Here is a 20518-nt window from a genome sequence, read left to right as displayed (position 1 = left end):
AAGGTGAAATGGTAATGGCTAGACTGCAACAAGTTTACAAAAGCGAAATAGTGCCCAAGTTAAAAACTGAACTGGGCGTGAAAAGCGTAATGGAAGTGCCAAAGATTACTAAAATCACCGTCAACATGGGTGTGGGTGAGGCGCTTGCCGATAAGAAAATTCTTGAAAATGCTGTACGCGACCTCGAGCAAATTACAGGGCAAAAGGCAGTTATCACAAAGGCCAGAAAGTCAATTGCGGCTTTCAAGGTTCGTGAAGGATGGCCTATTGGTTGTAAAGTGACGCTGCGAAATGATCGCATGTATGAATTTCTTGATCGTTTAATCACGGTTGCGATTCCTCGTATTCGTGACTTCCGTGGTATTAGTCCTAAGCAATTTGACGGTCGTGGCAATTTCTCTATGGGTGTCTCTGAGCAGATTATTTTCCCAGAGATTGATTACGATAAAATTGACGCATTGCGTGGTTTGGATATTGCTATTACCACGACAGCAAAAACAGACGATGAAGGTAGAGCTTTATTGAAGGCCTTCAATTTTCCTTTCAAAGCCTGATTTAATTTACGAGGACGGCTCTTAAAATGGCAAAACTTTCGATGATTGAGCGTGAAAAGAAACGCGCAAAAACTGTTGCAAAATATGCAGAGAAGCGCGCAAATCTTAAAGCGGTTATTGCTGATCCAAAGGCTTCAGACGAAGACCGCTGGAATGCCCAGATTCAATTGCAAAAATTGCCGCGTAACGCAAATCCCGTCCGTATGCAAACACGCTGTAGATTGACTGGTCGCCCACACGCTGTTTATCGCAAGTTTGGTCTTTCGCGTATTAAGCTCAGAGAGCACGCAATGAAAGGCGATAATGTGCCTGGTCTTATTAAGGCCAGCTGGTAAATTTTGGAGTTATCACTATGAGTATGCAAGATCCTTTGGCGGACATGATTGCAAGAATACATAACGCACAACTAAGCGCAGCTTGCTAAAACATCTATGCCGTCGTCAAAAATAAAGGTTGCCGTTGCCGAGGTTCTGAAATCCGGAAGGCTACATTGAGGATTACAGTGTCAGCGGTGGTTCTAAGCCAGAGCTGACTGTTGATCTTAAATTTTCACAAAGCAAAATGGGACGTGGTGGCGTCAAGCGTGTAAGTCGTCTGGTTTGCGTAACTACAGTGGTAAGGATAGCTTGCCAACGGTAGCCAATAATCTTGGTATTGCGATTGTTTCGACAAGTAAAGGTGTTATGACAGATCGGGCAGCTCGCAAAGCAAATATTGGCGGCGAAATTTTGTGCACAGTGTTCTAGGAAAATAGCGATGTCCAGAGTTGCAAAAAATCCTGTTGTTATACCAGCTGGCGTAACAGTTTCTGTTGCGGGTAACGCGGTCAATGTGAAAGGCAGCAAGGGTGAACTTTCGGTGCCTCTTCATGCTGCTGTAGAGCTTTCCCAAGATGCTGGGCAAGTAACTTTTAGTGGTAAAGGCGGTGCTAGAGAGGCGTGGATGCAGGCTGGTACTACACGCGCGTTAGTTGCCAATATGGTAAAAGGCGTAAGCGCTGGTTTTGAGCGTAAGCTTGAGCTGGTTGGCGTGGGCTATCGTGCTAAAGCTAATGGCAATATCCTTAATTTGACGCTGGGTTATTCGCATCCAATTGACTATCAATTGCCTGTGGGTGTAACAGCAGAAACGCCAACGCAAACTGAAATTCTTTTAAAAAGTATCGATAAGCAATTACTGGGCCAGGTTGCTGCAGAGATTCGTTCTTATCGCGAGCCAGAGCCTTATAAAGGTAAAGGCGTGCGTTATTCAGATGAAGTTGTCCGCCGTAAAGAAGCGAAGAAAAAGTAAGGTATAAACAATGAATGCAAAAAAAGCTGGACGACTGCGTAGAGCAAAGTCAACACGAATGAAAATTCGTGAGCAGGGCGCGTATCGCTTAAGCGTGCATCGCACTCCAAGACATATCTATGCTCAAGTTACTTCTCCAGATGGCGCTCAAGTGCTTGCTCAGGCATCGACACTTGAATCGAGCTTGTCTTCTGGCGCAACTGGTAATGCTAAGGCAGCGGAGAGTGTAGGCGCTTTAGTGGCTGAAAGAGCAAAGGCTGCAGGTGTTACGAAGGTGGCTTTTGATCGTAGCGGCTTCAAATATCATGGGCGTGTTAAGGCGTTGGCTGATGCCGCGCGTTCCGCTGGTCTCGAGTTCTAATAGGTGTAAAGATGGCGCTTCAAGAGCAGAAAGAAAAAGACAAGAACTCAGACGGCCTTTTAGAGAAGCTCGTTCAAGTTAATCGCGTTGCTAAGGTTGTAAAAGGTGGTCGTACTTTTTCATTTACAGCACTGACTGTGGTTGGTGATGGAAATGGTAAAGTCGGCTTTGGTCGCGGCAAAGCGCGCGAAGTGCCTGTTGCTATTCAAAAGGCAATGGAAGCAGCTAGACGTAACATGATTACTGTTGATCTCAATGGCAATACTATTTTTTACCCAGTAAAAGCGCGTCACGGCGCAGCCAATATTTATATGCAACCGGCGTCAGAAGGTACGGGTGTTATTGCTGGTGGAGCTATGCGTTCTGTCTTGGAGTTGGCTGGCGTACAAAACGTATTGGCTAAATGCTATGGGTCAACTAACCCTGTGAATGTTGTTCGCGCGACTATTCGTGGTTTGAAAGAAATGCGTTCTCCTGAAGAAATTGCAGCGAAGCGTGGAAAAACAGTTGAAGAAATTCGTGGCTAATTGAAGTCGATTATTGATTGATTAGTAATCAAGGTTTTTGATATGGCAAACACAATTAAACTAACCCAAATTCGCAGCACGGCTGGTCGATTGAAAAATCATCAAAACTGCATTAAGGGTTTGGGGTTGCGTCGCATTGGGCATACTGTTGAAGTGCAAGACACGCCGTCAGTGCGCGGTATGATTAACAAAGTTAGCTACATGCTGAAGGTGGAAGACTGATATGCATCTTAATAGCTTAAGTCCAGCTCCTGGACACAAAACGCCTAAGTTGCGCGTTGGTCGCGGCATTGGATCTGGCTTGGGGAAAACTTGTGGTCGTGGTCATAAAGGCCAAAAAGCGCGTAAAAGCGGCAATGTTCGCCCCGGTTTTGAAGGTGGCCAAATGCCTTTGCAGAAACGCTTGCCAAAGTATGGCTTTGTTTCTCGCATCAGCTTAACGACTGCGCAAGTGCGTTTGTCAGAATTAAATAAAATAGATGGCGATGTTGTATCGCTTGAAACATTAAAAGCTGCCAATGTGCTGAATGAAAATATCAAGCGCGCAAAGATATTTCTTTCCGGTGAAGTGAAAAAATCCTTTACTGTTAAAGGCTTGGCTGTAACCCAAGGTGCAAAACAGGCTATTGAAGCTGCTGGCGGAAAGGTCGAGGAATAATTTACTGTGGCCAATTCACCAGCAATGATGGCAAATCAAAAAGGTTTGGGTGAGCTGTGGACTCGACTCAAATTTCTTTTGTTGGCGATTATTGTTTACAGAGTTGGCAGTCATATACCTGTACCTGGAATCAACCCTACCCAGCTGGAAAGTATTTTTAGCCAGACACAGAACACGATATTTGGCATGGCCAATATGTTTTCTGGTGGCGCTTTAGAGCGTATGAGCGTATTGGCGCTCGGCGTGATGCCCTACATCTCAGCGTCTATTATTATCCAGTTGCTTTCCTCGGTGATGCCACAGTTAGAGCAGCTGAAGAAAGAAGGACAGCAAGGTCAGAGAAAAATTAGCCAGTACACGCGTTACGGAACGGTTGCACTTGCGACTCTGCAGGCGTTTGGGATGGTAAGTAGTTTGGCTGGGCAGAATGCGCTCTACTCGGTAAACATGAGTGTCTATTTGCTCGCTACTGTTTCGTTGATTACCGGCGCTATGTTCATGATGTGGTTGGGTGAGCAAATTACAGAGCGTGGAATTGGAAACGGTGTTTCGATGCTTATTTTTGCGGGTATTGTTGCAGGTTTGCCTGCGGCTGTTGCTCAATCTTTAGAGCAGGCGCGCCAAGGTGATTTGAATGTTGTGTTACTTCTTGGGCTTGCTGTAGGCGTACCTGCATTAATTTACGGCATTGTTTATATAGAAAGAGGTCAGCGTAAAATTGCAGTTAACTATGCGCGCAGACAAGTCGGCCGTAAGGTTTATCAGGGACAAAGCACTCATCTCCCATTGAAGGTGAATATGGGTGGAGTTATTCCAGCAATTTTTGCCAGCAGTTTGCTGTTATTTCCGGCGACAATTGCACAAATGTTTGGTCAGCGACCTGGCTTTGAATGGTTGCAAGATGTCGCGTTATGGATTGGTCCGGGTCAGCCATTAAATATTTTATTTTTTACCGTTTTGATTGTGTTTTTCTGCTTTTTTTATACAGCGTTAATGTTTAACCCGCGTGAAGTTGCTGAGAATTTGAAAAAAGGTGGCGCCTACGTTCCTGGTATTAGACCGGGGGAATACACGGCAAAGTATATCGATAATGTATTAACACGCTTAACTGTTGTTGGTGCTGTTTATATGACGGTGGTATGTCTGATTCCACAAGGTTTGGTGATGGCATTTAATGTGCCGTTTTACTTGGGTGGTACCTCATTATTGATTGTTGTGGTTGTAGTAATGGATTTTATGGCACAAGTGCAGTCACACTTGATGTCAGCGCAGTACGATACATTGCTTAAAAAAGCAAATTTGAAAAATTATGGTAATAGTTGAATCCATAAGTGCATTAACCTAGAGGTTGGAGAGATAAAGTCGTGAAAGTTAGAGCTTCTGTAAAAAAGGTTTGTCGTGGTTGCAAACTGGTTCGCCGCAAAGGCGTAGTTCGTGTTATCTGTAATGTGGAGCCGCGCCACAAACAGCGCCAAGGTTGATTTAACTTTTGGTCGAGAGTACCCTAGCGCCCCCTTGAACAAGCGTATCGGTGCTGTAGGGGCAAAGTTTTCTCTAATTATTTGATTTTGTTTGGAGTTTTAAAATAATGGCGCGTATTGCCGGTGTCAATGTACCTGATAACAAACACACAGTTATTGCACTGACCTATATCTATGGTATTGGTCGTACTCGTGCGAAAGATATTTGTGCTGCTTCTGGCGTAGCAGAATCTGCAAAGATGGGTTCTTTGACGGAAGCTCAGGTTGAGTCTTTGCGAGCGGAAGTGGCTAAGCAGACCGTTGAAGGTGATCTTCGCCGTGAAGTGAGTATGAGCATCAAGCGTTTGATGGATTTAGGGTGCTATAGAGGCCTGCGCCATCGTAAAGGCCTGCCTGTTCGCGGGCAGCGCACTAAGACGAACGCGCGTACCCGTAAAGGACCACGCAAAGCAATTAAGAAATAATTCTATTTAAAGCGTAAGCAACAGTTAGTTAGGCGAGAGAGATATGGCAAAGCCATCGGCAGCAGCAAAAACGCGTAAAAAAGTCAAAAAAACCGTAGTGGATGGTGTTGCGCATATTTACGCATCATTCAATAACACTATCGTGACAATTACAGATCGTCAGGGTAATGCTCTGAGCTGGGCAACTTCGGGTGGCTCGGGTTTTCGTGGGTCGCGTAAAAGTACACCTTTTGCTGCGCAGGTTGCAGCTGAGCGTGCGGGTATTGCTGCACAAGAATATGGCTTGAAAAACTTAGATGTCGAAGTTAAAGGGCCGGGCCCTGGTAGAGAGTCTGCGGTGCGTGCATTGAATAACTGTGGCTACAAAATTGGATCTATCGTGGATGTGACGCCGATTCCTCATAACGGATGCCGTCCTCCTAAAAGACGCCGTGTTTAACCTTTGGATAGTAAAAGAATTTAAGAGGCTGTTTTAATGGCAAGATATATTGGACCTAAGTGCAAGTTGTCGCGTAGAGAGGGCACTGACCTGATGCTGAAAAGTGGCGTAAAGCCGCTGGATGCTAAGTGCAAAGTTGAGACAGCTCCTGGTCAACACGGCGTGCGTCGTGGCCGTTTGTCCGATTATGGCGTACAGCTGCGAGAGAAACAAAAAGTGCGCCGCATTTATGGTGTTCTTGAAAAACAATTTCGTGGTTACTACGCAGAGGCTGCCCGTCGCAAAGGCAATGCCGGTGAGAACTTACTGCGTTTATTAGAATGCAGACTGGATAATGTCGTGTACCGTATGGGGTTTGGTGCTACTCGTGCTGAAGCTCGTCAGCTAGTTTCGCACAAAGCGATCGCTGTAAATGGCAGCACTGTCAATGTGCCATCTTTCCAAGTTCAGCCTGGCAGCACTGTTTCCGTGCGTGAAAAAAGCAAAAATCAATTGCGTATACAGTCCTCTATGAATATCGCCGCTCAGCGAGGCCAGTCCGAATGGATAGAGCTGAATGCTGAAAAAATGGAAGGCCAGTTCAAGCGCATTCCGGATCGTAGCGATCTTTCATCAGAAATTAATGAAAGTTTAATCATCGAACTTTACTCGAAATAATTGCTGGGAATTTTTCATGCAAAGCTCTGCTACTGAATTGTTGACGCCAAAACATATTGATGTTCAACAAGTATCTTCAACTCGCGCAAAAGTGGTGCTTGAGCCTTTAGAGCGCGGTTTTGGTCATACATTGGGTAATGCACTTCGTCGCATTCTATTGTCCTCTATGCCAGGCTGTGCAATTGTTGAAGTCGAAATTGATGGCGTGCTCCATGAATTCAGCACGATTGCTGGCGTACAAGAAGATGTCATTGAGGTTTTATTGAACCTGAAAGGCGTGGCTGTTGTCATGCATGGTAATAAAGACCGTGCAGTTATTACGCTGAATAAAAAAGGCGCTGGCGCAGTAACGGCCGCTGATATTCAGACGGATGCTGATGTTGAGATTAAAAATCCTGACCATGTACTGTGCCATATTAACAATGCTTCATCCGCTGTTAGTATGCGCCTGATTGTTGCCCGCGGTATCGGTTACCAACCTGCAGATGTTCATGCAGCAAATGAAGATGATAATAAGACTATCGGTCGTTTGCAGTTAGATGCGTCGTTCAGTCCTATTGTTCGTATCTCGTATACAGTCGAAAGCGCTCGTGTTGAGCAGCGTACAGACTTGGATAAGCTGATTATCGACATGGAGACCAACGGAACAATCAATCCTGAGGAAGCCATTCGCCGCGCTGCAACGATTCTGCAGCAACAGTTAGCCGTTTTTGTTGATTTAGAAAGTGAAAGGCAGACGAGACCAGCGAAGCAGCAAGAGTCTGTTGATCCGTTATTGTTACGCCCTGTTGAAGATTTAGAGTTGACAGTTCGCTCAGCAAATTGTTTGAAGGCAGAAAATATTTATCGTATTGGTGACTTGATTCAGCGTACTGAAGTTGAGTTACTGAAAACGCCTAATTTAGGTAAAAAATCGCTTACTGAAATAAAAGACATTCTTGCATCGCGCGGTTTGTCTCTAGGAATGCGACTTGAGAACTGGCCACCAGCTAGTTCCCATAACGAAAACAAGGCAACAGCCTAATTTTGATTTAGTAATACCGCGCACCAGAAGGTAATTATCATGCGTCACAGACTTAGCGGCAGACAACTTAACCGCACGAGCTCACATCGTTCAGCCATGTTTCGCAATATGGCGGCTTCATTATTGGAACACGAAATCATCAAAACCACTTTGCCAAAAGCTAAAGAGCTGCGCCGCGTTGCTGAGCCTTTGATCACTTTGGGCAAGCAAGACAGTGTTGCTAATCGTCGCTTGGCATTCAGCCGTTTGCGTAGCAAAGAAGTTGTTGGAAAATTATTTTCAGAAATCGGTCCACGCTACAACGCTCGCCCAGGCGGCTATCTGCGTATTGTGAAATGCGGTTTCCGTACCGGTGACAAAGCCCCAATGGCTTATGTTGAGCTGGTAAATCGTCCTGAGAAAGTTAAAGCGAGCGAAATCGTTAATACAGAAGACGCTGCGGAATAAATTCGCAGCATTTTTTCGCTCCAAACTCCTGTCTTTTTGATGTCGCCTAGGAGGTGCTTGCCATGAAATCTTTCCATCCACCGGTAAGAACACTCTTGGGGCCAGGCCCTTCAGATGTAGACCCTCGCGTACTAGAGGCGATGGCTAGGCCAACCATCGGTCACCTTGATCCCTCATTCATTCATTTAATGGATGAAATTAAGCATTTGATGCAGTACGCCATGCAGACAAAAAATAGTCTGACGCTGCCGATTTCTGCGCCAGGTTCTGCTGGCATGGAAGCAACTTTCGTTAATCTCGTTCAGCCTGGCGATAAAGTCATCATTTGCCAAAATGGTGTGTTCGGCGGGCGCATGAAAGAAAATGTTGAGCGTTGTGGCGCAACGGCGGTCATGGTGATGGATCCATGGGGTCGCGCGGTTGACCCGCAAAAATTAGAAGATGCACTGAAGGCGAATCCTGATGCAAAAGTTGTAGCTTTTGTTCACGCCGAAACTTCAACGGGCGTTATGTCAGATGCGAAAACGCTGTGCGAAATTGCCAGAAAATACAATTGCCTGACGATTGTTGATGCCGTCACCTCCTTAGGTGGTAGCGAATTGCGCGTTGATGATTGGGGTATTGATGCAGTTTATTCTGGATCACAAAAATGCTTGTCTTGCACGCCTGGTTTGTCGCCTGTTAGTTTCAGCGATCGTGCTGTTGAAGCATTCAGCAAACGCAGCTCCAAAGTGCAGAGTTGGTTTTTAGATATGAATTTGGTGATGGGTTATTGGGGATCCGGTAAACGCGCTTATCACCACACCGCACCGATTAATGCCTTGTACGCACTGCACGAGTCTTTGGTAATTCTGAAAGAAGAAGGCTTGGAAAATGCGTGGGCGCGTCACACGCTGCATCACAATGCATTGGTAGCAGGCGCAGAAGCAATGGGCTTGCAATTAATCGTGCCAGTGGGCGAGCGTCTGCCGCAATTGAATGTAATTACTGTGCCTGAAGGTATTGATGAAGCAGTTGTTCGTAAAGCTTTGCTAGAAACTTATAGCTTAGAGATCGGCGCGGGTCTTGGTGATTTGGCCGGTAAAGTATGGCGTGTCGGTTTGATGGGTTTTGGTTGTTCACAGAAAAATGTGCTGCTGTTTTTGGGTGCTTTGGATGCAGTTTTATCTTCCATGAACGCGCCGATTAACTCAGGTAAAGCGGTGGCTGCAGCAATGACAGCTTACGCAGCGGCATAAAATGGTTTAGCAAAACGGAAAGTAAAAAGGCACCTTTAGGGTGCCTTTTTTATTGCTGAAAATAATTATTTATGAACCGCTATAAGCGTTAGGCGGTGAGTTTTTTTCAGCTTGCTCATCACGCAAACCGTAAGCTTCGCTCAGCGTGTTGCTGCTTTGCGGTGAATAATCCAATGGTGGGTTGATAACAACGCCTTGCCCTAAAATGGGAGCAGAAGGGTTGTCTTTCTGCAGCATAGGTTGAATATCAATATTGCCGAGTTGTTGCGCGCTAGAGGCTAAATAGTCATGCAGATCACGGTAGTTACGCGTAAGGTTGCTGACGAGTGACGCTGTATGAGAAAAGTGCTCGGCAATCTGCGCATTTTGTTTTTGTGATTTTTGTTCGGCTTCTTGTAGTTGTGCTTCCATTTGTTGCTGGCTGCGAGGCTTCAGTAAGCGTGTTGCCATAACGCCAATCGCAATACCAATCAATCCACTGCATAGAGCAATCAGTGTTGTATCCGTTAGGTTGATATCCATTGTGCTACTCCAAAAATTAATCAATTTAAAATAAACAGAATGTGTTGTGAGGATAATGGAATCGTACGCTGTGAGCAAAATAATGATTAGGCGGCGTTACCTGATAATTACTGTTGCCCCGTTTCACGCAGAACCAACATGGGTGGTGTTGCCAGCACGCGATAACAAAAAGCTGTGCCGGTGGAGGCAATGAATACTGTGGATAGCACCGGTACGGCAAGCCATAACCACGGATGCGCAACGGCTACCATTTTGAACAAGAACACTTGCAGTGCCCATGTGGTTAGTTCTGCGCCGATGACTGCTAACAAGCCAGCGATGCCGCCAATAGCGGCAAACTCAACAAATAGGCTTCCCAATATCAAGCTGCGTTTTGCACCCAGCGTGCGTAGCAGTGCGCTCTCGTGAAGTTTTTGATCGATGCTGGCACGCAAGCAGGCGAACAGCACCAGCAGCCCTGCTGTCAAAATCAGTAGCAGGATAATTTCGACGGCGAAACCAACGCGTTGAATGATGGTTTGTATGCGCGCGAGTAGATCGTCAACAGGGTATGCCGTGACGGTGGGGTATTGGCGCAATAAATGGCTGAGTGCCGTCTCTTGTACTTCGCTGCGGTAGAGGCTGGTCATCCAAGTGGCACTGAATTGCGGTGATGAATCCAGCACGCCCGGTGGAAAGAGAAAATAAAAATTGGGTGTCATTCTGTCCCAATCCACGGAGCGAATACTGGCAACTTCGGCAGTGAGCGTGTTGCCTGCGATGGTAAAAGCCAGTTTGTCGCCCAGTTGCAGGTGTAATTTTTTAGCGAGCCCTTGCTCAACAGAAACGGGTGCGGTGGTTGTGTTTGCAGTGGGCCAGTGACCTTGTGTGATGGCGTTGCCCATGGGCAATTCGCGGCTCCAACTCAAGTTGAGATCGCGGTAGACGGCACTGATACTCTCGTCAAATAAATCGGTGGCGCGTTGACCGTTGATGGTGCTCAATCGCCCGCGCACCATGGGGTAAAACGCGGCAGGCGTAAGTTGAATGCCGTGAAGCGCGGTTTGCAGTGGTGCGACATCTTCTGGCGCTATATTGATCAGAAAAACATTGGGCGCTTTGTCGGGAATTTGCATACGCCATTCACTGAGCAATGAACTGCGAATCAGCACCATGACAGCGAGCAGCATAAAACCAGTGCCGAAGATGGCAATTTGCAGCAGAGACAGCCACTGCTGGCGCAAGACATTCGCGATACCTAAGCGCCAGTAGCTACCTGCGCGCTGGCTGAGTTGGCGACCAGCGCGCAGCAGCAACCAGCCGATCAATCCCGTGAAAACAATCAGCGCCAATGTGCCAGCAATCAATAAAGTGGCCAGTATAAAACTGCGGCTATACAGCAATAGCAGCGCTGCAACGCCGGGAATGGCGGGCCATAAAACTGAAAAGTTACGCGAGTTATTAGGGTTGCTACGCAGCGCGCGCCATGGCGGTGTGCTGGCTAAGTGCGCAAAGGACGGTACGGTAAAAGCTAGCAAACAAATCAAACTGGTGACTGCACCCATCGCAAACGGTTGCCAGCCAGTGGATGGAAGGTTGGTAGGAATCCAGTTGCCCATTACGCTGAAAAAGGCTTTCTCCAACAGCAGAGCAGGCAAAAAACCACAGAGCGTTGCCAGTAGCCACAGCGCAGTCAATTGCCAGAATTGCAGCCAGAGAATTTGCCGGCGTGTGGCACCGAGTGTTTTGAGTACGGCGATGGCGTCGGCATGACGATGGCTGTAGCGCTGTGCAGCAAAAGCGGCAGCGAGCGCAGCCAACAATACGCCGAGGCTGCCTGCCAAGCGCAAAAATAGTGCGGCTTTGTCGAGTGCCGTAGCGATGCCCGGCTGGTTGTCATGCAGGGTGATGATGCGCGCGCCTAGCGGTAATTGAGGCTTGAGCCAAGCGAAATAGCTGTCCAGTACGGTGGTGTCACCCGTGAATAAGTAGCGGTATTCGGCGCGACTGCCTGGGATGATGAGCCCAGTAGAGGGTAAGTCAGCAGCATTGATCATCACGCGCATGCCCATGCCGTAAAAGCTATTGCCCGAATCGCCCTCACGGGTCAGCACTTGGTCGATGACGAATGAGCGGTTACCGATATCAAGTGTTGCACCTAACGGTAAATTCAATTGATTCAAGATGTTAGCGTCTACCCATGCCGTGCCTGTTGAAGGGCCGTGTTGTACGGCGAGCGTTTGGTGGCGAGCGTCCCGTACTTCTAGCGTGCCGCGTAATGGGTAGTTGGTGGAGACCGCTTTGAGCGACGCTAAAACTGAGCGATCACTATTATTGGATGTAGTGCTGGCTACAGTGGGGTAAACCATGGTGGGAAATAAGATGGTCTCAGCGGTTTGCAGCCCAAGTTGTCGTGCGCGTTCCAAATGTGCGGTAGGCAGCGCGTCTCCCAATTGCACCACGCGATCAGCGCCCAAGTAAACGCTGGCTTCGCCCACCAATGCCTTCTGCAAACGATTGGCAAATAAGTCAATGCCAGTCACTATCGCCACGCCCAATACCAACGCCATAAATAGCAGAGCGAGCTCACCGCTGCGCCATTCACGCAGTAGGCTGCGCCAAGCAAGAGCACCATATTTCATGACGAGCTGACCGCTGATAATTGGCCACCTTCCATTCGCCATTGATGATTGCAGCGTGCTGCGAGGCGTTCATCGTGAGTGACGAGGATGAGGGTCGTGCCGCTGTGTTGATTGAGGGAAAACAAAAGATCGGCAATCTGCTGGGCGGTTTTGCTGTCGAGGTTACCCGTGGGCTCGTCGGCAAACAGGATGGCAGGCTGCCCAGCAAAAGCGCGGGCGATGGCAACACGCTGCTGCTCGCCACCAGACAGTGTGCGCGGGTAGTGATGCAGGCGCTGCTCCAGCCCAACACGCGTCAAAAAATCGCGCGCCTGCTGCTCGCATGGTATGCCACTGGCTCGTAATTCCAGTGGCAGCATCACATTCTCTAAAGCCGTCAACGAGGAAAGCAGCTGGAAATTTTGAAAGACGAAGCCGACTTTTTCTGCGCGCAGTAGCGCCTTGTCTTCCTCGCTGAGGACGAGCAGAGAGCATCCTTCGATTTGGATGTCGCCGCTAGTTGGTGTGTCCAGCCCAGCTAGCAGGCCGAGCAAGGTGGATTTACCAGAGCCCGATGTGCCGACAATAGCCACACTATCGCCAGCGTGAACAGCAAAATTAATGTCCTGCAGCAGTACCAATTCTTCCGTTGCTGTACTGACAGTTTTGCCGAGATGAATCGCTTGCAGGATAGAAGTGTGAGTGGTTGTCATCGCAAAATCGTGTCGTAGGTTGCTTGAGAGCGGTAGGGTACTATAGGCGCCCCTGTTCGAGTGCTCATTAGGTAATTATCGTGTTAAGAAAAAAAATAGGATGCTGTCGTTTCATCTTTTGTGTGCTTGTTTTTGTGTCGATGACGACAGCGGCGCGTGCGGCAACGGTGCTGGTGTGGGGTGATAGCCTCAGTGCTGCCTATGGCATGAAAATAGAGGAAGGTTGGGTTTCTTTGTTGCAACAAACTTTACCGGAGCATCGTTTTGTTAATCAGTCGATTACCGGTGAAATCAGTGCTAATGGTTTGAAGCGTTTACCGGCTGCTCTGAAGGAACATAAGCCGGATGTATTAATTATCGAATTGGGTGCTAATGATGGTTTGCGTGGTATGTCTCTCACTGCGCTGCGCAATAATTTGCAGTCGATGATTGACTTGGGTAAACAAGCTGGTTGCCGTATTTTGTTGTTGGGTACGAAATTGCCAATGAATTACGGTGCGCGTTATGGGAAGTTATTTGCAGAAACTTTCCCTCAGCTGGCGAAAAAAAATCAGATAGCCGTTGTGCCATTTTTTTTACAAGACATTGCCGGTGATATTGCTCATTTTCAAGCAGACTATATACACCCGAATGCACAAGCGCAGACAGAAATTATGGAAACAGTGCGTCCAGTGCTGCTGCCGTTATTGAGTGAGAAAGAGTGATTGATGCAGATTATTTACTGTCGTTAGATCGGCAATATATCTGGCATCCCTATGCAGGCATTGATGATGGCTTGCCGCTATTTGCAGTGCAATCAGCGCGGGGTTGTGTATTGCAATTGTGTGATGGTCGCACGCTGATTGATGGCATGTCGTCGTGGTGGAGCGCCATTCATGGCTATAACCATCCAGTATTAAATGCGGCGGCGGTTAAACAATTGCAGCAGATGTCGCATGTGATGTTTGGCGGTTTGACACACGCACCTGCAGTGCAGTTGGCAAAAACGTTGGTGGAGATAACCCCAGCGCCACTACAACGCGTATTTTTTTCAGATTCAGGTTCCGTTGCTGTTGAAGTGGCAATGAAAATGGCGCTGCAGTATTGGCAGGGGCAGCGCGCGAAATTTGTCAGCCTGTCAGGTGGTTACCATGGCGATACTTTTGCTGCAATGAGCGTGTGCGATCCGGTAACCGGCATGCATCATTTATTTTCCGATGTGTTGCCAGAGCAGTTTTTTGTGCCGCGCCCGCAAGCGCGTTTTGGCGAGCCCTGCGCTGCGGAAGATATAGCGCCTTTGGCGTTGCAGTTGCAAGAAAATCATCAGCAAATTGCTGCAGTGATACTGGAGCCTATCGTACAAGGCGCGGGTGGTATGTGGTTTTATTCCGCAGAGTATTTACAACAAGTGCGCAGTTTGTGTGATGAATACGGTGTGTTGTTGATTGCCGATGAAATTGCCACAGGATTTGGTCGTACAGGAAAATTATTTGCTTTTGAGCATGCCAACATCTCGCCCGATATTCTTTGTGTGGGAAAAGCTTTAACTGGCGGTTATCTCACGCTAGCTGCGACGCTGACTACCGATGCCGTGGCGAAAAAAATCTGTGCGGGTGAAGGTGGTGCCTTGATGCACGGCCCCACTTTTATGGCAAATCCTTTGGCATGCAGTATCGCTAACGCGAGTATTGATTTGTTGCTCTCACAAGCCTGGCAAAACAATATTTCTCGTATCGAGAAGCAACTGTGCGAAGGTTTAGCTGCGCTGCAAAGCGCGCGCGGTGTTGCCGATGTGCGCGTGCTGGGTGCGATAGCTGTGGTGGAGTTGGATCACCCTGTTGATATGAGGAAAATCCAGCCGATGTTTGTCGAACACGGTATTTGGATAAGACCTTTTGGCAAGCTGGTGTACGCCATGCCGCCGTACATTATCGAAGACGAGCAATTAAAAGCATTAACCCAAACTATGAAAGTCGTGATTGAGGAGTATTTGTGTGAGTGAGTTGTATCCAATGATTAAGCAGTGGCATATGTTTTTTGCAGCTGTGTCGTTACTGTCTTTTTTAGTGCGCAGTGGTTTGAAGTTTGCCGGCTCATCGCTGCTGAACAAAAAGCCGGTAAAAATTCTTCCGCATATCAATGACAGCTTGTTGTTGTTATGTGGTGTCGCTTTAGCAGTGATCGCAGGCTATAACCCATTGGTGCAACATTGGTTGCTGGCAAAGTTAGTATTGTTGGTAATGTATATCGGTTGTGGCTTGTATGTGATGAAGTGGAGTAGAGGCAATGCACAGCGCGCAGGCGGCGTGTTGATGGCGTTGCTATGTTTTATGGGGATGGGTTTTCTCGCTGTTGCCAAACCGTTTTGAGAGGCAAGTTATGCAAAAACAATCAGTCATCGAAAAAGTGGTGCGTGAATTTTTTTCCCCTACATATATAGAGTTGGCTAATGAAAGTCATATGCATAGCGTTCCACCGGGTAGCGAATCGCATTTCAAATTGGTGTTGGTGTCGGAACAATTTTCAGGCTTGCGTTTAGTGGCGAGGCATCAAAAAGTCTACGCGGCCTTGGGTGACATCATGCAGCAGATTCACGCACTCGCATTGCATACCTATACCCCTGAAGAATGGCAGGCTCAGGGCGCTGCGCCATCTTCACCACAGTGTATGGGTGGTAGTAAGCACGATAAGCATTAAGCCTGATGAAATATCTTTCATTTCTTGCAATGACTTTGCTGTGGATAGCTATTCTTTACGGTGGCTTTCTTATTTATGGCGCGGCAGGCCATGATGATCCGCATATCAATTTCTGGTTTTCTCACACACTGTTGGAGCAAGGGCAGCTCGTTAATTACAACGGTGATCGTGTCGAACAAACAACCAGCTTGCTGATTGTTCTGCTAACAGCATTGTTTTCAAAAATATTGCAATTGGATTTGGTGACCGCTGGTTATCTCGTTGATATTTTTTCGTCCTTTGCCTGTTGTGTAGTAGTAACAAAGTTAGCACAGCGTTATTGCAGAGGATTGATGCTTTGGCCTGCTTTGTTGGCATTGAGCTCCACCAGTTTATTGCTGTGGAGTTTTGGTGGTATGGGAGCGGTATTGGCAGCTGTGGTGTTGTTAGTGGCGGCTGTTGTTTGGGCAAGTTTTGCGAATGCAGCTCAATTGTATACGCACCATTATGTGTCGTTAGTGGCGATAACGATTCTTTTAGTCATCGTACGCCCAGAAATGCCCGTCATTATTGTTGTGGCAAGTGCTAGCTTGTGCGTGTGGTTTTTGCGTGTGCGTGAGCAGTGTTTGCGCTTCTTGCAGATTTTTAGTTTTTCTTTAGTCGTGTCGGCTGTATTGTTCTGTTGGCAGAAGTTGTATTTTGATTCGTGGCTGCCGTTGCCTGTTTTAGCAAAACAAACAGGTGCTTTTGCAACAAAACTTCAATCAGGCTTTATTTACACGCTGATTTATTCAGTCGTTAATCCTGTTGTTGCTTTAAGTTTGCTGCTAGCTCCGATTCTTCTGTGTTTTTCATGGTCGCGAATAATTTGTACAGAGGAAATTGTTCGTGCGCAGTACACTCAAATGCTGGTATTGCTTGCATTGATCGGCGTTTATGCCGGCTTTGTATTAACTGCAGGTGGTGATTGGATGCATGCGGGGCGGTTTGTTGTACCGATGATTCCAATGGCTGCTATGTTGTTGGTGATGATGGTATCTCGTGTCGTTCGAAGGGCTTGGTTAGCGCATGGGTTGTTGCTATGTGTTTTTTTTGCGAGTGCATCTTTTACGAAAGATATTGTTGCCAAGCAAGCTCACGGTATTCCTGCATGGGTTCAATATCGACTAGATGATTCACATAAAAACTACGGTCTATTTGAACGGTACAACCAAGAGCACTTGCGCGATTTGGCTGTGATTGATCGCTTGAAAGAAATTTTGCCAGTGCTAAATCAAAAATTGAATCGACCTGTCAATCTGCTCTCAGGTCAAGCGGGTATGGTTTTTTTTCGTTTAGGCGAGCAGTTGTATGGGAAAGTGCATTTCTATGATCTGCGCGGTTTAGTGGAAGGCGCTTTCACTCGCTGTTCATATTTAGAAAGGGTTGCGCGCAACCCGATGGGAATTGGATGGTCCTATGCTGAGTTTTTATCGATGTTGCTTGAGATAAAACAACATTGTGGTGTTGATCCGCCGGATGTGATTTACGATATCAATAACCCAAAAGAAAGTATGGAACCAATATTTGCTCGTTATGGCTATGTGTTGGTGCATCGTGAAGAAGGATTTATTTTACGCAATACAATAAAAACGGTGCCAGTGAATATGCTGTTTGCACCCAATGTTATTTTTGTACGGAAAGAGTTACTTCCTCTGCTCGATAGCCCAGAGTTGCGCGTTATCAAATACAGAGATATGCCCTTAGTGAGTAGAGCAGAAGGGCGGTGGTTCACTCGTCTTTTGCAAGGCGAGGAGTAATAAGCACAGAAAAGTCTCTGCCTTCTGGCGGCTTTTACCCAGCGCGGTGCGGTTTTTGCGTGTGGTTTTCTCGAGGCATTCTGCAATGATGCCTACCCATTTCTTGCTTACCATTATTTTCTCATGCGTATTGCCGTGCCTCTGCTGTGTTTTTTTTTGCTTGTGATCGGCGGCGGCGTGCTGTGGATGCAGCAGCATGGAAAGGACAATGGCGTGCCTAATGCTGCAGAAAGAGCGAAGTCTCTGGAAAATGCGCTGCAAGGCGTTGAGTGGTACACCAACGAATCGGTCAATAAAGCGTTGCGCGCAGAAGTGGAAGGTGATTTAGCCAATGCGCGCTTATTCGGTGATAAGGCCATTGAATCTGACCTCAAAGCGCAGGGGTTGCGCAAGGATACAGCTGCCGCATGGCAAGCTGCAGGGCGGCCTGAGCGCGCCCGTGCGGCGTGGCGCCGAGCAGCAGAAATGGCTACAGCAAGAGCGCGTATGTTGAGCGATCGCATTCCGCTGCTGCAGAAACAGTGGGAGACAGCAAAATCCTCTGGTGATGCCGCATCACAAGAGGCTGGGATTTTGTATGTGCTGTCGTTGATCTACACCGCAGAGCAGTGGGAACTCGTTTTGCAATTTGCGACGGAAGCGAGCGATACGGATCAAATCAAAGCAGGCACAGAGGCATTGCGCACGGTGTTGGATGCCATAAAACGCACCGAGCTATTGGATGCGTTGAGCCACGAACCGCGTCTTGCCGGTAGCACTGAAAAATACCACCGCTGGCAGCAGCAAGTCGCGGCCGCACGCTAGTTTTTCGTTTCTCACCCTTGGCCAATCGGCTACAGTGCGCCATGTATTAGCGGCGGTGCGTTGTGCATGACAAAGCAAAAAGAAATTAAACCAATAACGGACGCTGTGATGGCATTGCACAGTCGCGTGTCTGTGAGTGAATTGACGGAACCAGCCCCTTCGGCCGAGCAGCGAGAGATTATTTTTCGTGCCGCATTGCGCGCGCCGGATCACGCACAGCTGCGGCCTTGGCGTTTTTTGTGGGTGGAAGGCGAAGCGCGTGAAAGCGTCGGTCATATCATTGCTGATGTTGAAGCGCAGTGTTATGGCGCACAGAGTGAAGTGCAGCGTCAGAAATCTATCAAGCGTTTGCTGCGCGCACCCTTAGTGTTGTTGATAGTGGCGCGTATCACGCCGCATCCCAAAGTGCCAGAAGTTGAACAAATCATGTCGACGGCTGCTGCTGTGCAAAATATGTTGCTGGCTGCGCACGCAATCGGTGTAGGTGCGATGTGGCGCAGCGGCATCGTGACTTATGAACCGCTGTTGGCTGAGAAATTGGGCTTGGCTGAAAACGAGCGTTTACTGGGATTTCTCTATCTCGGCACACCGTCTGGCACTATCAAAGCGACACCGCAGTTAACGGTAGAACAATTTTTTTCTGCATGGAAATCGGCGTGAGTAGCGAACAAAATCCTCAGGCTCCTGCGTTAGAAAAAACTGCGCCAGAAAAAACGGTAACCACGCGTCATTTATTGCGCTCCAGTTTCATGATTAGCTTCATGACGCAGATATCGCGTGTGTTGGGTATGGCGCGCGATATCGTGTTGGCCAATGCCATCGGCGCAGGACATACGCCAGGTGCTGACGCATTTTTTCTTGCGTTTCGAATCCCGCAATTTTTGCGGCGTTTATTTGCCGAAGGGGCATTTCAGCAGGCATTTGTACCTGTACTGGCAGAATATCGTGTGCGCGGTGATCAGCGAGCAATACGCGATTTTATCAATCATGTAGCAGGTGTGCTCGGTGGTACATCTTTAGCAGTCAGCGCTTTGGTAGTGTTGGCTTCACCGTGGTTCACCATCTTGTTTGCACCGGGTTTTTGGTTGAATGATCCGGAGCGATTTGGTTTAACCAGTGATTTATTGCGCATTACTTTTCCGTATTTGTTTTTAATCACCATGACGGGATTCGCAAGTTCTGTCCTCAATACTTACGATCGTTTTGCTGCTGCTGCAGCTACACCTATTTTGATGAATATCACTTTGATACTCGCAGCGACAGTTGCTGTACCGTGGTTTGATCAACCTGCGGTAGCAATGGCTTGGGGTGTTTTCATTTCAGGTATTGTGCAATTAATTTTTCAGTTGCCATCCATGCAGCGATTGCATCTCATGCCGATACCGCGCTGGAACTGGCATCACGAAGGCGTGCAGCGCGTGATGAAGCTCATGGTGCCGGCGCTGTTTGGTGTTTCGGTAAGTCAAATTAATTTGATGATGGATGCAATACTCGCCTCTTTTCTAAAAACAGGTAGTGTGGCGTGGCTTTATTACTCGGAGCGCGTGTCTGAATTGCCGCTAGGTATTTTTGGTGTGGCGATTGCCACGGTGATTCTGCCCAGCTTGTCGCGCAGCCATATTGCCAATTCACCGCGCGAATTTTCTGCGACTTTGGATTGGGCAATTCGCTTGAATGTATTGATCGGTCTGCCCGCCGCTTTGGCTTTGATGGTGTTGGCTACGCCCATTTTGAGTACGCTATTTCAACACGGTCAAACAACAGCGCATGACATCATGATGTCAGCTTGGGCGATGCGCGCTTATGCAGTGGGCTTGATTGGATTCATGATGATCAAGATATTGGCTCCAGCTTTTTATTCGCGCCAAGACATGAAAACACCGGTACGGATTGCCGTCATTTCAGTGGTTGCCGCACAGGTCATGAATATCAGTTTTATGGTTATTTTTGATAAAACACTAAATATGGGGCATCTCGGTTTAGCTTTAGCAACGGCTTTGGCGGCTTATATCAATTCAGGATTGTTATTTCGCGCACTGCATAAACAGGGTATTTATCGTTATGCGCGTGGGTGGGGAAAATTCTTGTGGCAGATATTGGTCGCTAATGGCTCGATGGTTTTTGTTCTTTGTCTATTGCTCAGTGTGTGGCCGGATTGGTCAGCCTATACATGGCAGTGGCGTGCAATTTATTTGGCGATGATGTGCGGCGCTGGTATTACGGTATATTTTTTAGTGCTGTTGCTAACAGGGATGCGCAAGCATCACTTGCGATTGCAGGTTTAG

General features: G+C 47.6%; 26 protein-coding genes and 1 pseudogene. 24 read left to right on the top strand and 3 right to left on the bottom strand.

Translation table 11 applies throughout. From position 1 onward, the window contains the following. The first annotated feature begins 14 nt into the window (after window positions 1–14). From rplE to R3E63_00235, 16 genes and pseudogenes are all read left to right on the top strand, one after another. Complete coding sequence (gene rplE, locus R3E63_00310) at window positions 15–554, top strand: 50S ribosomal protein L5 (GenBank protein MEZ5538416.1); 540 nt, start codon at window positions 15–17, stop codon at window positions 552–554. 26 nt (window positions 555–580) lie between these two features. Beyond that, window positions 581–889: a 30S ribosomal protein S14 gene (gene rpsN / locus R3E63_00305; GenBank protein MEZ5538415.1), complete on the top strand. Its 309-nt coding sequence runs from the start codon at window positions 581–583 to the stop codon at window positions 887–889. A 17-nt stretch (window positions 890–906) separates the two neighbouring features. After that, window positions 907–1300: pseudogene (rpsH, locus tag R3E63_00300) on the top strand (30S ribosomal protein S8). Window positions 1301–1310: 10 nt separating this feature from the next. Beyond that, window positions 1311–1844 (top strand): 50S ribosomal protein L6, encoded by a 534-nt coding sequence (gene rplF, locus R3E63_00295; protein ID MEZ5538414.1) that lies wholly within the window; start codon window positions 1311–1313, stop codon window positions 1842–1844. Between the two features lie 10 nt (window positions 1845–1854). Next, on the top strand, window positions 1855–2205 hold the full coding sequence (gene rplR / locus R3E63_00290; GenBank protein MEZ5538413.1) for a 50S ribosomal protein L18: 351 nt from the start codon (window positions 1855–1857) through the stop codon (window positions 2203–2205). An 11-nt stretch (window positions 2206–2216) separates the two neighbouring features. Next, window positions 2217–2732, top strand: a complete 516-nt coding sequence (rpsE, locus tag R3E63_00285; GenBank protein ID MEZ5538412.1) for a 30S ribosomal protein S5 — start codon at window positions 2217–2219, stop codon at window positions 2730–2732. A 42-nt stretch (window positions 2733–2774) separates the two neighbouring features. Then, on the top strand, window positions 2775–2954 hold the full coding sequence (gene rpmD, locus R3E63_00280; GenBank protein ID MEZ5538411.1) for a 50S ribosomal protein L30: 180 nt from the start codon (window positions 2775–2777) through the stop codon (window positions 2952–2954). A gap of 1 nt (window position 2955) precedes the next feature. After that, on the top strand, window positions 2956–3390 hold the full coding sequence (gene rplO / locus R3E63_00275; protein MEZ5538410.1) for a 50S ribosomal protein L15: 435 nt from the start codon (window positions 2956–2958) through the stop codon (window positions 3388–3390). A 6-nt stretch (window positions 3391–3396) separates the two neighbouring features. After that, window positions 3397–4713, top strand: a complete 1317-nt coding sequence (secY, locus tag R3E63_00270) for a preprotein translocase subunit SecY (protein MEZ5538409.1) — start codon at window positions 3397–3399, stop codon at window positions 4711–4713. Window positions 4714–4754: 41 nt separating this feature from the next. Next, window positions 4755–4871: a 50S ribosomal protein L36 gene (gene rpmJ, locus R3E63_00265; GenBank protein ID MEZ5538408.1), complete on the top strand. Its 117-nt coding sequence runs from the start codon at window positions 4755–4757 to the stop codon at window positions 4869–4871. Window positions 4872–4978: 107 nt separating this feature from the next. After that, on the top strand, window positions 4979–5335 hold the full coding sequence (gene rpsM / locus R3E63_00260) for a 30S ribosomal protein S13 (protein ID MEZ5538407.1): 357 nt from the start codon (window positions 4979–4981) through the stop codon (window positions 5333–5335). Between the two features lie 43 nt (window positions 5336–5378). Continuing rightward, the gene (gene rpsK / locus R3E63_00255) at window positions 5379–5774 is read left to right on the top strand and encodes a 30S ribosomal protein S11 (protein MEZ5538406.1); all 396 of its coding nucleotides are present in this window, start codon (window positions 5379–5381) and stop codon (window positions 5772–5774) included. Window positions 5775–5810: 36 nt separating this feature from the next. Beyond that, window positions 5811–6431, top strand: a complete 621-nt coding sequence (rpsD, locus tag R3E63_00250; GenBank protein MEZ5538405.1) for a 30S ribosomal protein S4 — start codon at window positions 5811–5813, stop codon at window positions 6429–6431. 16 nt (window positions 6432–6447) lie between these two features. Further along, complete coding sequence (gene rpoA / locus R3E63_00245; protein ID MEZ5538404.1) at window positions 6448–7455, top strand: DNA-directed RNA polymerase subunit alpha; 1008 nt, start codon at window positions 6448–6450, stop codon at window positions 7453–7455. Window positions 7456–7494: 39 nt separating this feature from the next. Next, on the top strand, window positions 7495–7902 hold the full coding sequence (rplQ, locus tag R3E63_00240; GenBank protein ID MEZ5538403.1) for a 50S ribosomal protein L17: 408 nt from the start codon (window positions 7495–7497) through the stop codon (window positions 7900–7902). A 62-nt stretch (window positions 7903–7964) separates the two neighbouring features. Next, entirely contained in the window at window positions 7965–9140 is a 1176-nt protein-coding gene (locus R3E63_00235) for an alanine--glyoxylate aminotransferase family protein (GenBank protein ID MEZ5538402.1), read from the top strand. Window positions 9141–9209: 69 nt separating this feature from the next. Here the strand turns inward: R3E63_00235 and R3E63_00230 are convergent, their stop codons facing one another. From R3E63_00230 to R3E63_00220, 3 genes are all read right to left on the bottom strand, one after another. Continuing rightward, window positions 9210–9662, bottom strand: a complete 453-nt coding sequence (locus tag R3E63_00230; GenBank protein ID MEZ5538401.1) for a YhcB family protein — start codon at window positions 9660–9662, stop codon at window positions 9210–9212. Window positions 9663–9769: 107 nt separating this feature from the next. Continuing rightward, window positions 9770–12283: an FtsX-like permease family protein gene (locus tag R3E63_00225; GenBank protein MEZ5538400.1), complete on the bottom strand. Its 2514-nt coding sequence runs from the start codon at window positions 12281–12283 to the stop codon at window positions 9770–9772. Beyond that, complete coding sequence (locus R3E63_00220; GenBank protein ID MEZ5538399.1) at window positions 12280–12975, bottom strand: ABC transporter ATP-binding protein; 696 nt, start codon at window positions 12973–12975, stop codon at window positions 12280–12282. The genes R3E63_00225 and R3E63_00220 overlap by 4 nt, the downstream gene beginning before the upstream one ends. 140 nt (window positions 12976–13115) lie before the next feature. Here R3E63_00220 and R3E63_00215 point away from each other — a divergent pair, with 140 nt between their 5' ends. The 8 genes from R3E63_00215 (at window position 13116) to murJ (ending at window position 20518) form a co-directional block, all read left to right on the top strand. Then, window positions 13116–13679, top strand: a complete 564-nt coding sequence (locus R3E63_00215) for an arylesterase (protein MEZ5538398.1) — start codon at window positions 13116–13118, stop codon at window positions 13677–13679. Beyond that, window positions 13676–14956, top strand: coding sequence for an adenosylmethionine--8-amino-7-oxononanoate transaminase (gene bioA / locus R3E63_00210; protein ID MEZ5538397.1), 1281 nt, complete (start codon window positions 13676–13678; stop codon window positions 14954–14956). Before R3E63_00215 ends, bioA begins: the two co-directional genes overlap by 4 nt. After that, window positions 14949–15323: a SirB2 family protein gene (locus R3E63_00205; protein MEZ5538396.1), complete on the top strand. Its 375-nt coding sequence runs from the start codon at window positions 14949–14951 to the stop codon at window positions 15321–15323. The genes bioA and R3E63_00205 overlap by 8 nt, the downstream gene beginning before the upstream one ends. 10 nt (window positions 15324–15333) lie before the next feature. Then, window positions 15334–15651, top strand: coding sequence for a BolA/IbaG family iron-sulfur metabolism protein (locus R3E63_00200; protein MEZ5538395.1), 318 nt, complete (start codon window positions 15334–15336; stop codon window positions 15649–15651). A gap of 5 nt (window positions 15652–15656) precedes the next feature. Next, window positions 15657–17429, top strand: a complete 1773-nt coding sequence (locus R3E63_00195; GenBank protein MEZ5538394.1) for a hypothetical protein — start codon at window positions 15657–15659, stop codon at window positions 17427–17429. 123 nt (window positions 17430–17552) lie between these two features. Continuing rightward, entirely contained in the window at window positions 17553–18233 is a 681-nt protein-coding gene (locus tag R3E63_00190) for a hypothetical protein (protein ID MEZ5538393.1), read from the top strand. A gap of 66 nt (window positions 18234–18299) precedes the next feature. Further along, the gene (locus R3E63_00185) at window positions 18300–18893 is read left to right on the top strand and encodes a nitroreductase (protein MEZ5538392.1); all 594 of its coding nucleotides are present in this window, start codon (window positions 18300–18302) and stop codon (window positions 18891–18893) included. A 74-nt stretch (window positions 18894–18967) separates the two neighbouring features. After that, complete coding sequence (gene murJ, locus R3E63_00180; protein MEZ5538391.1) at window positions 18968–20518, top strand: murein biosynthesis integral membrane protein MurJ; 1551 nt, start codon at window positions 18968–18970, stop codon at window positions 20516–20518.

Source organism: Pseudomonadales bacterium (assembly GCA_041395665.1).
GTDB lineage: Bacteria > Pseudomonadota > Gammaproteobacteria > Pseudomonadales > UBA7239 > UBA7239.
This window is presented reverse-complemented; position numbering and strand designations above follow the sequence as displayed.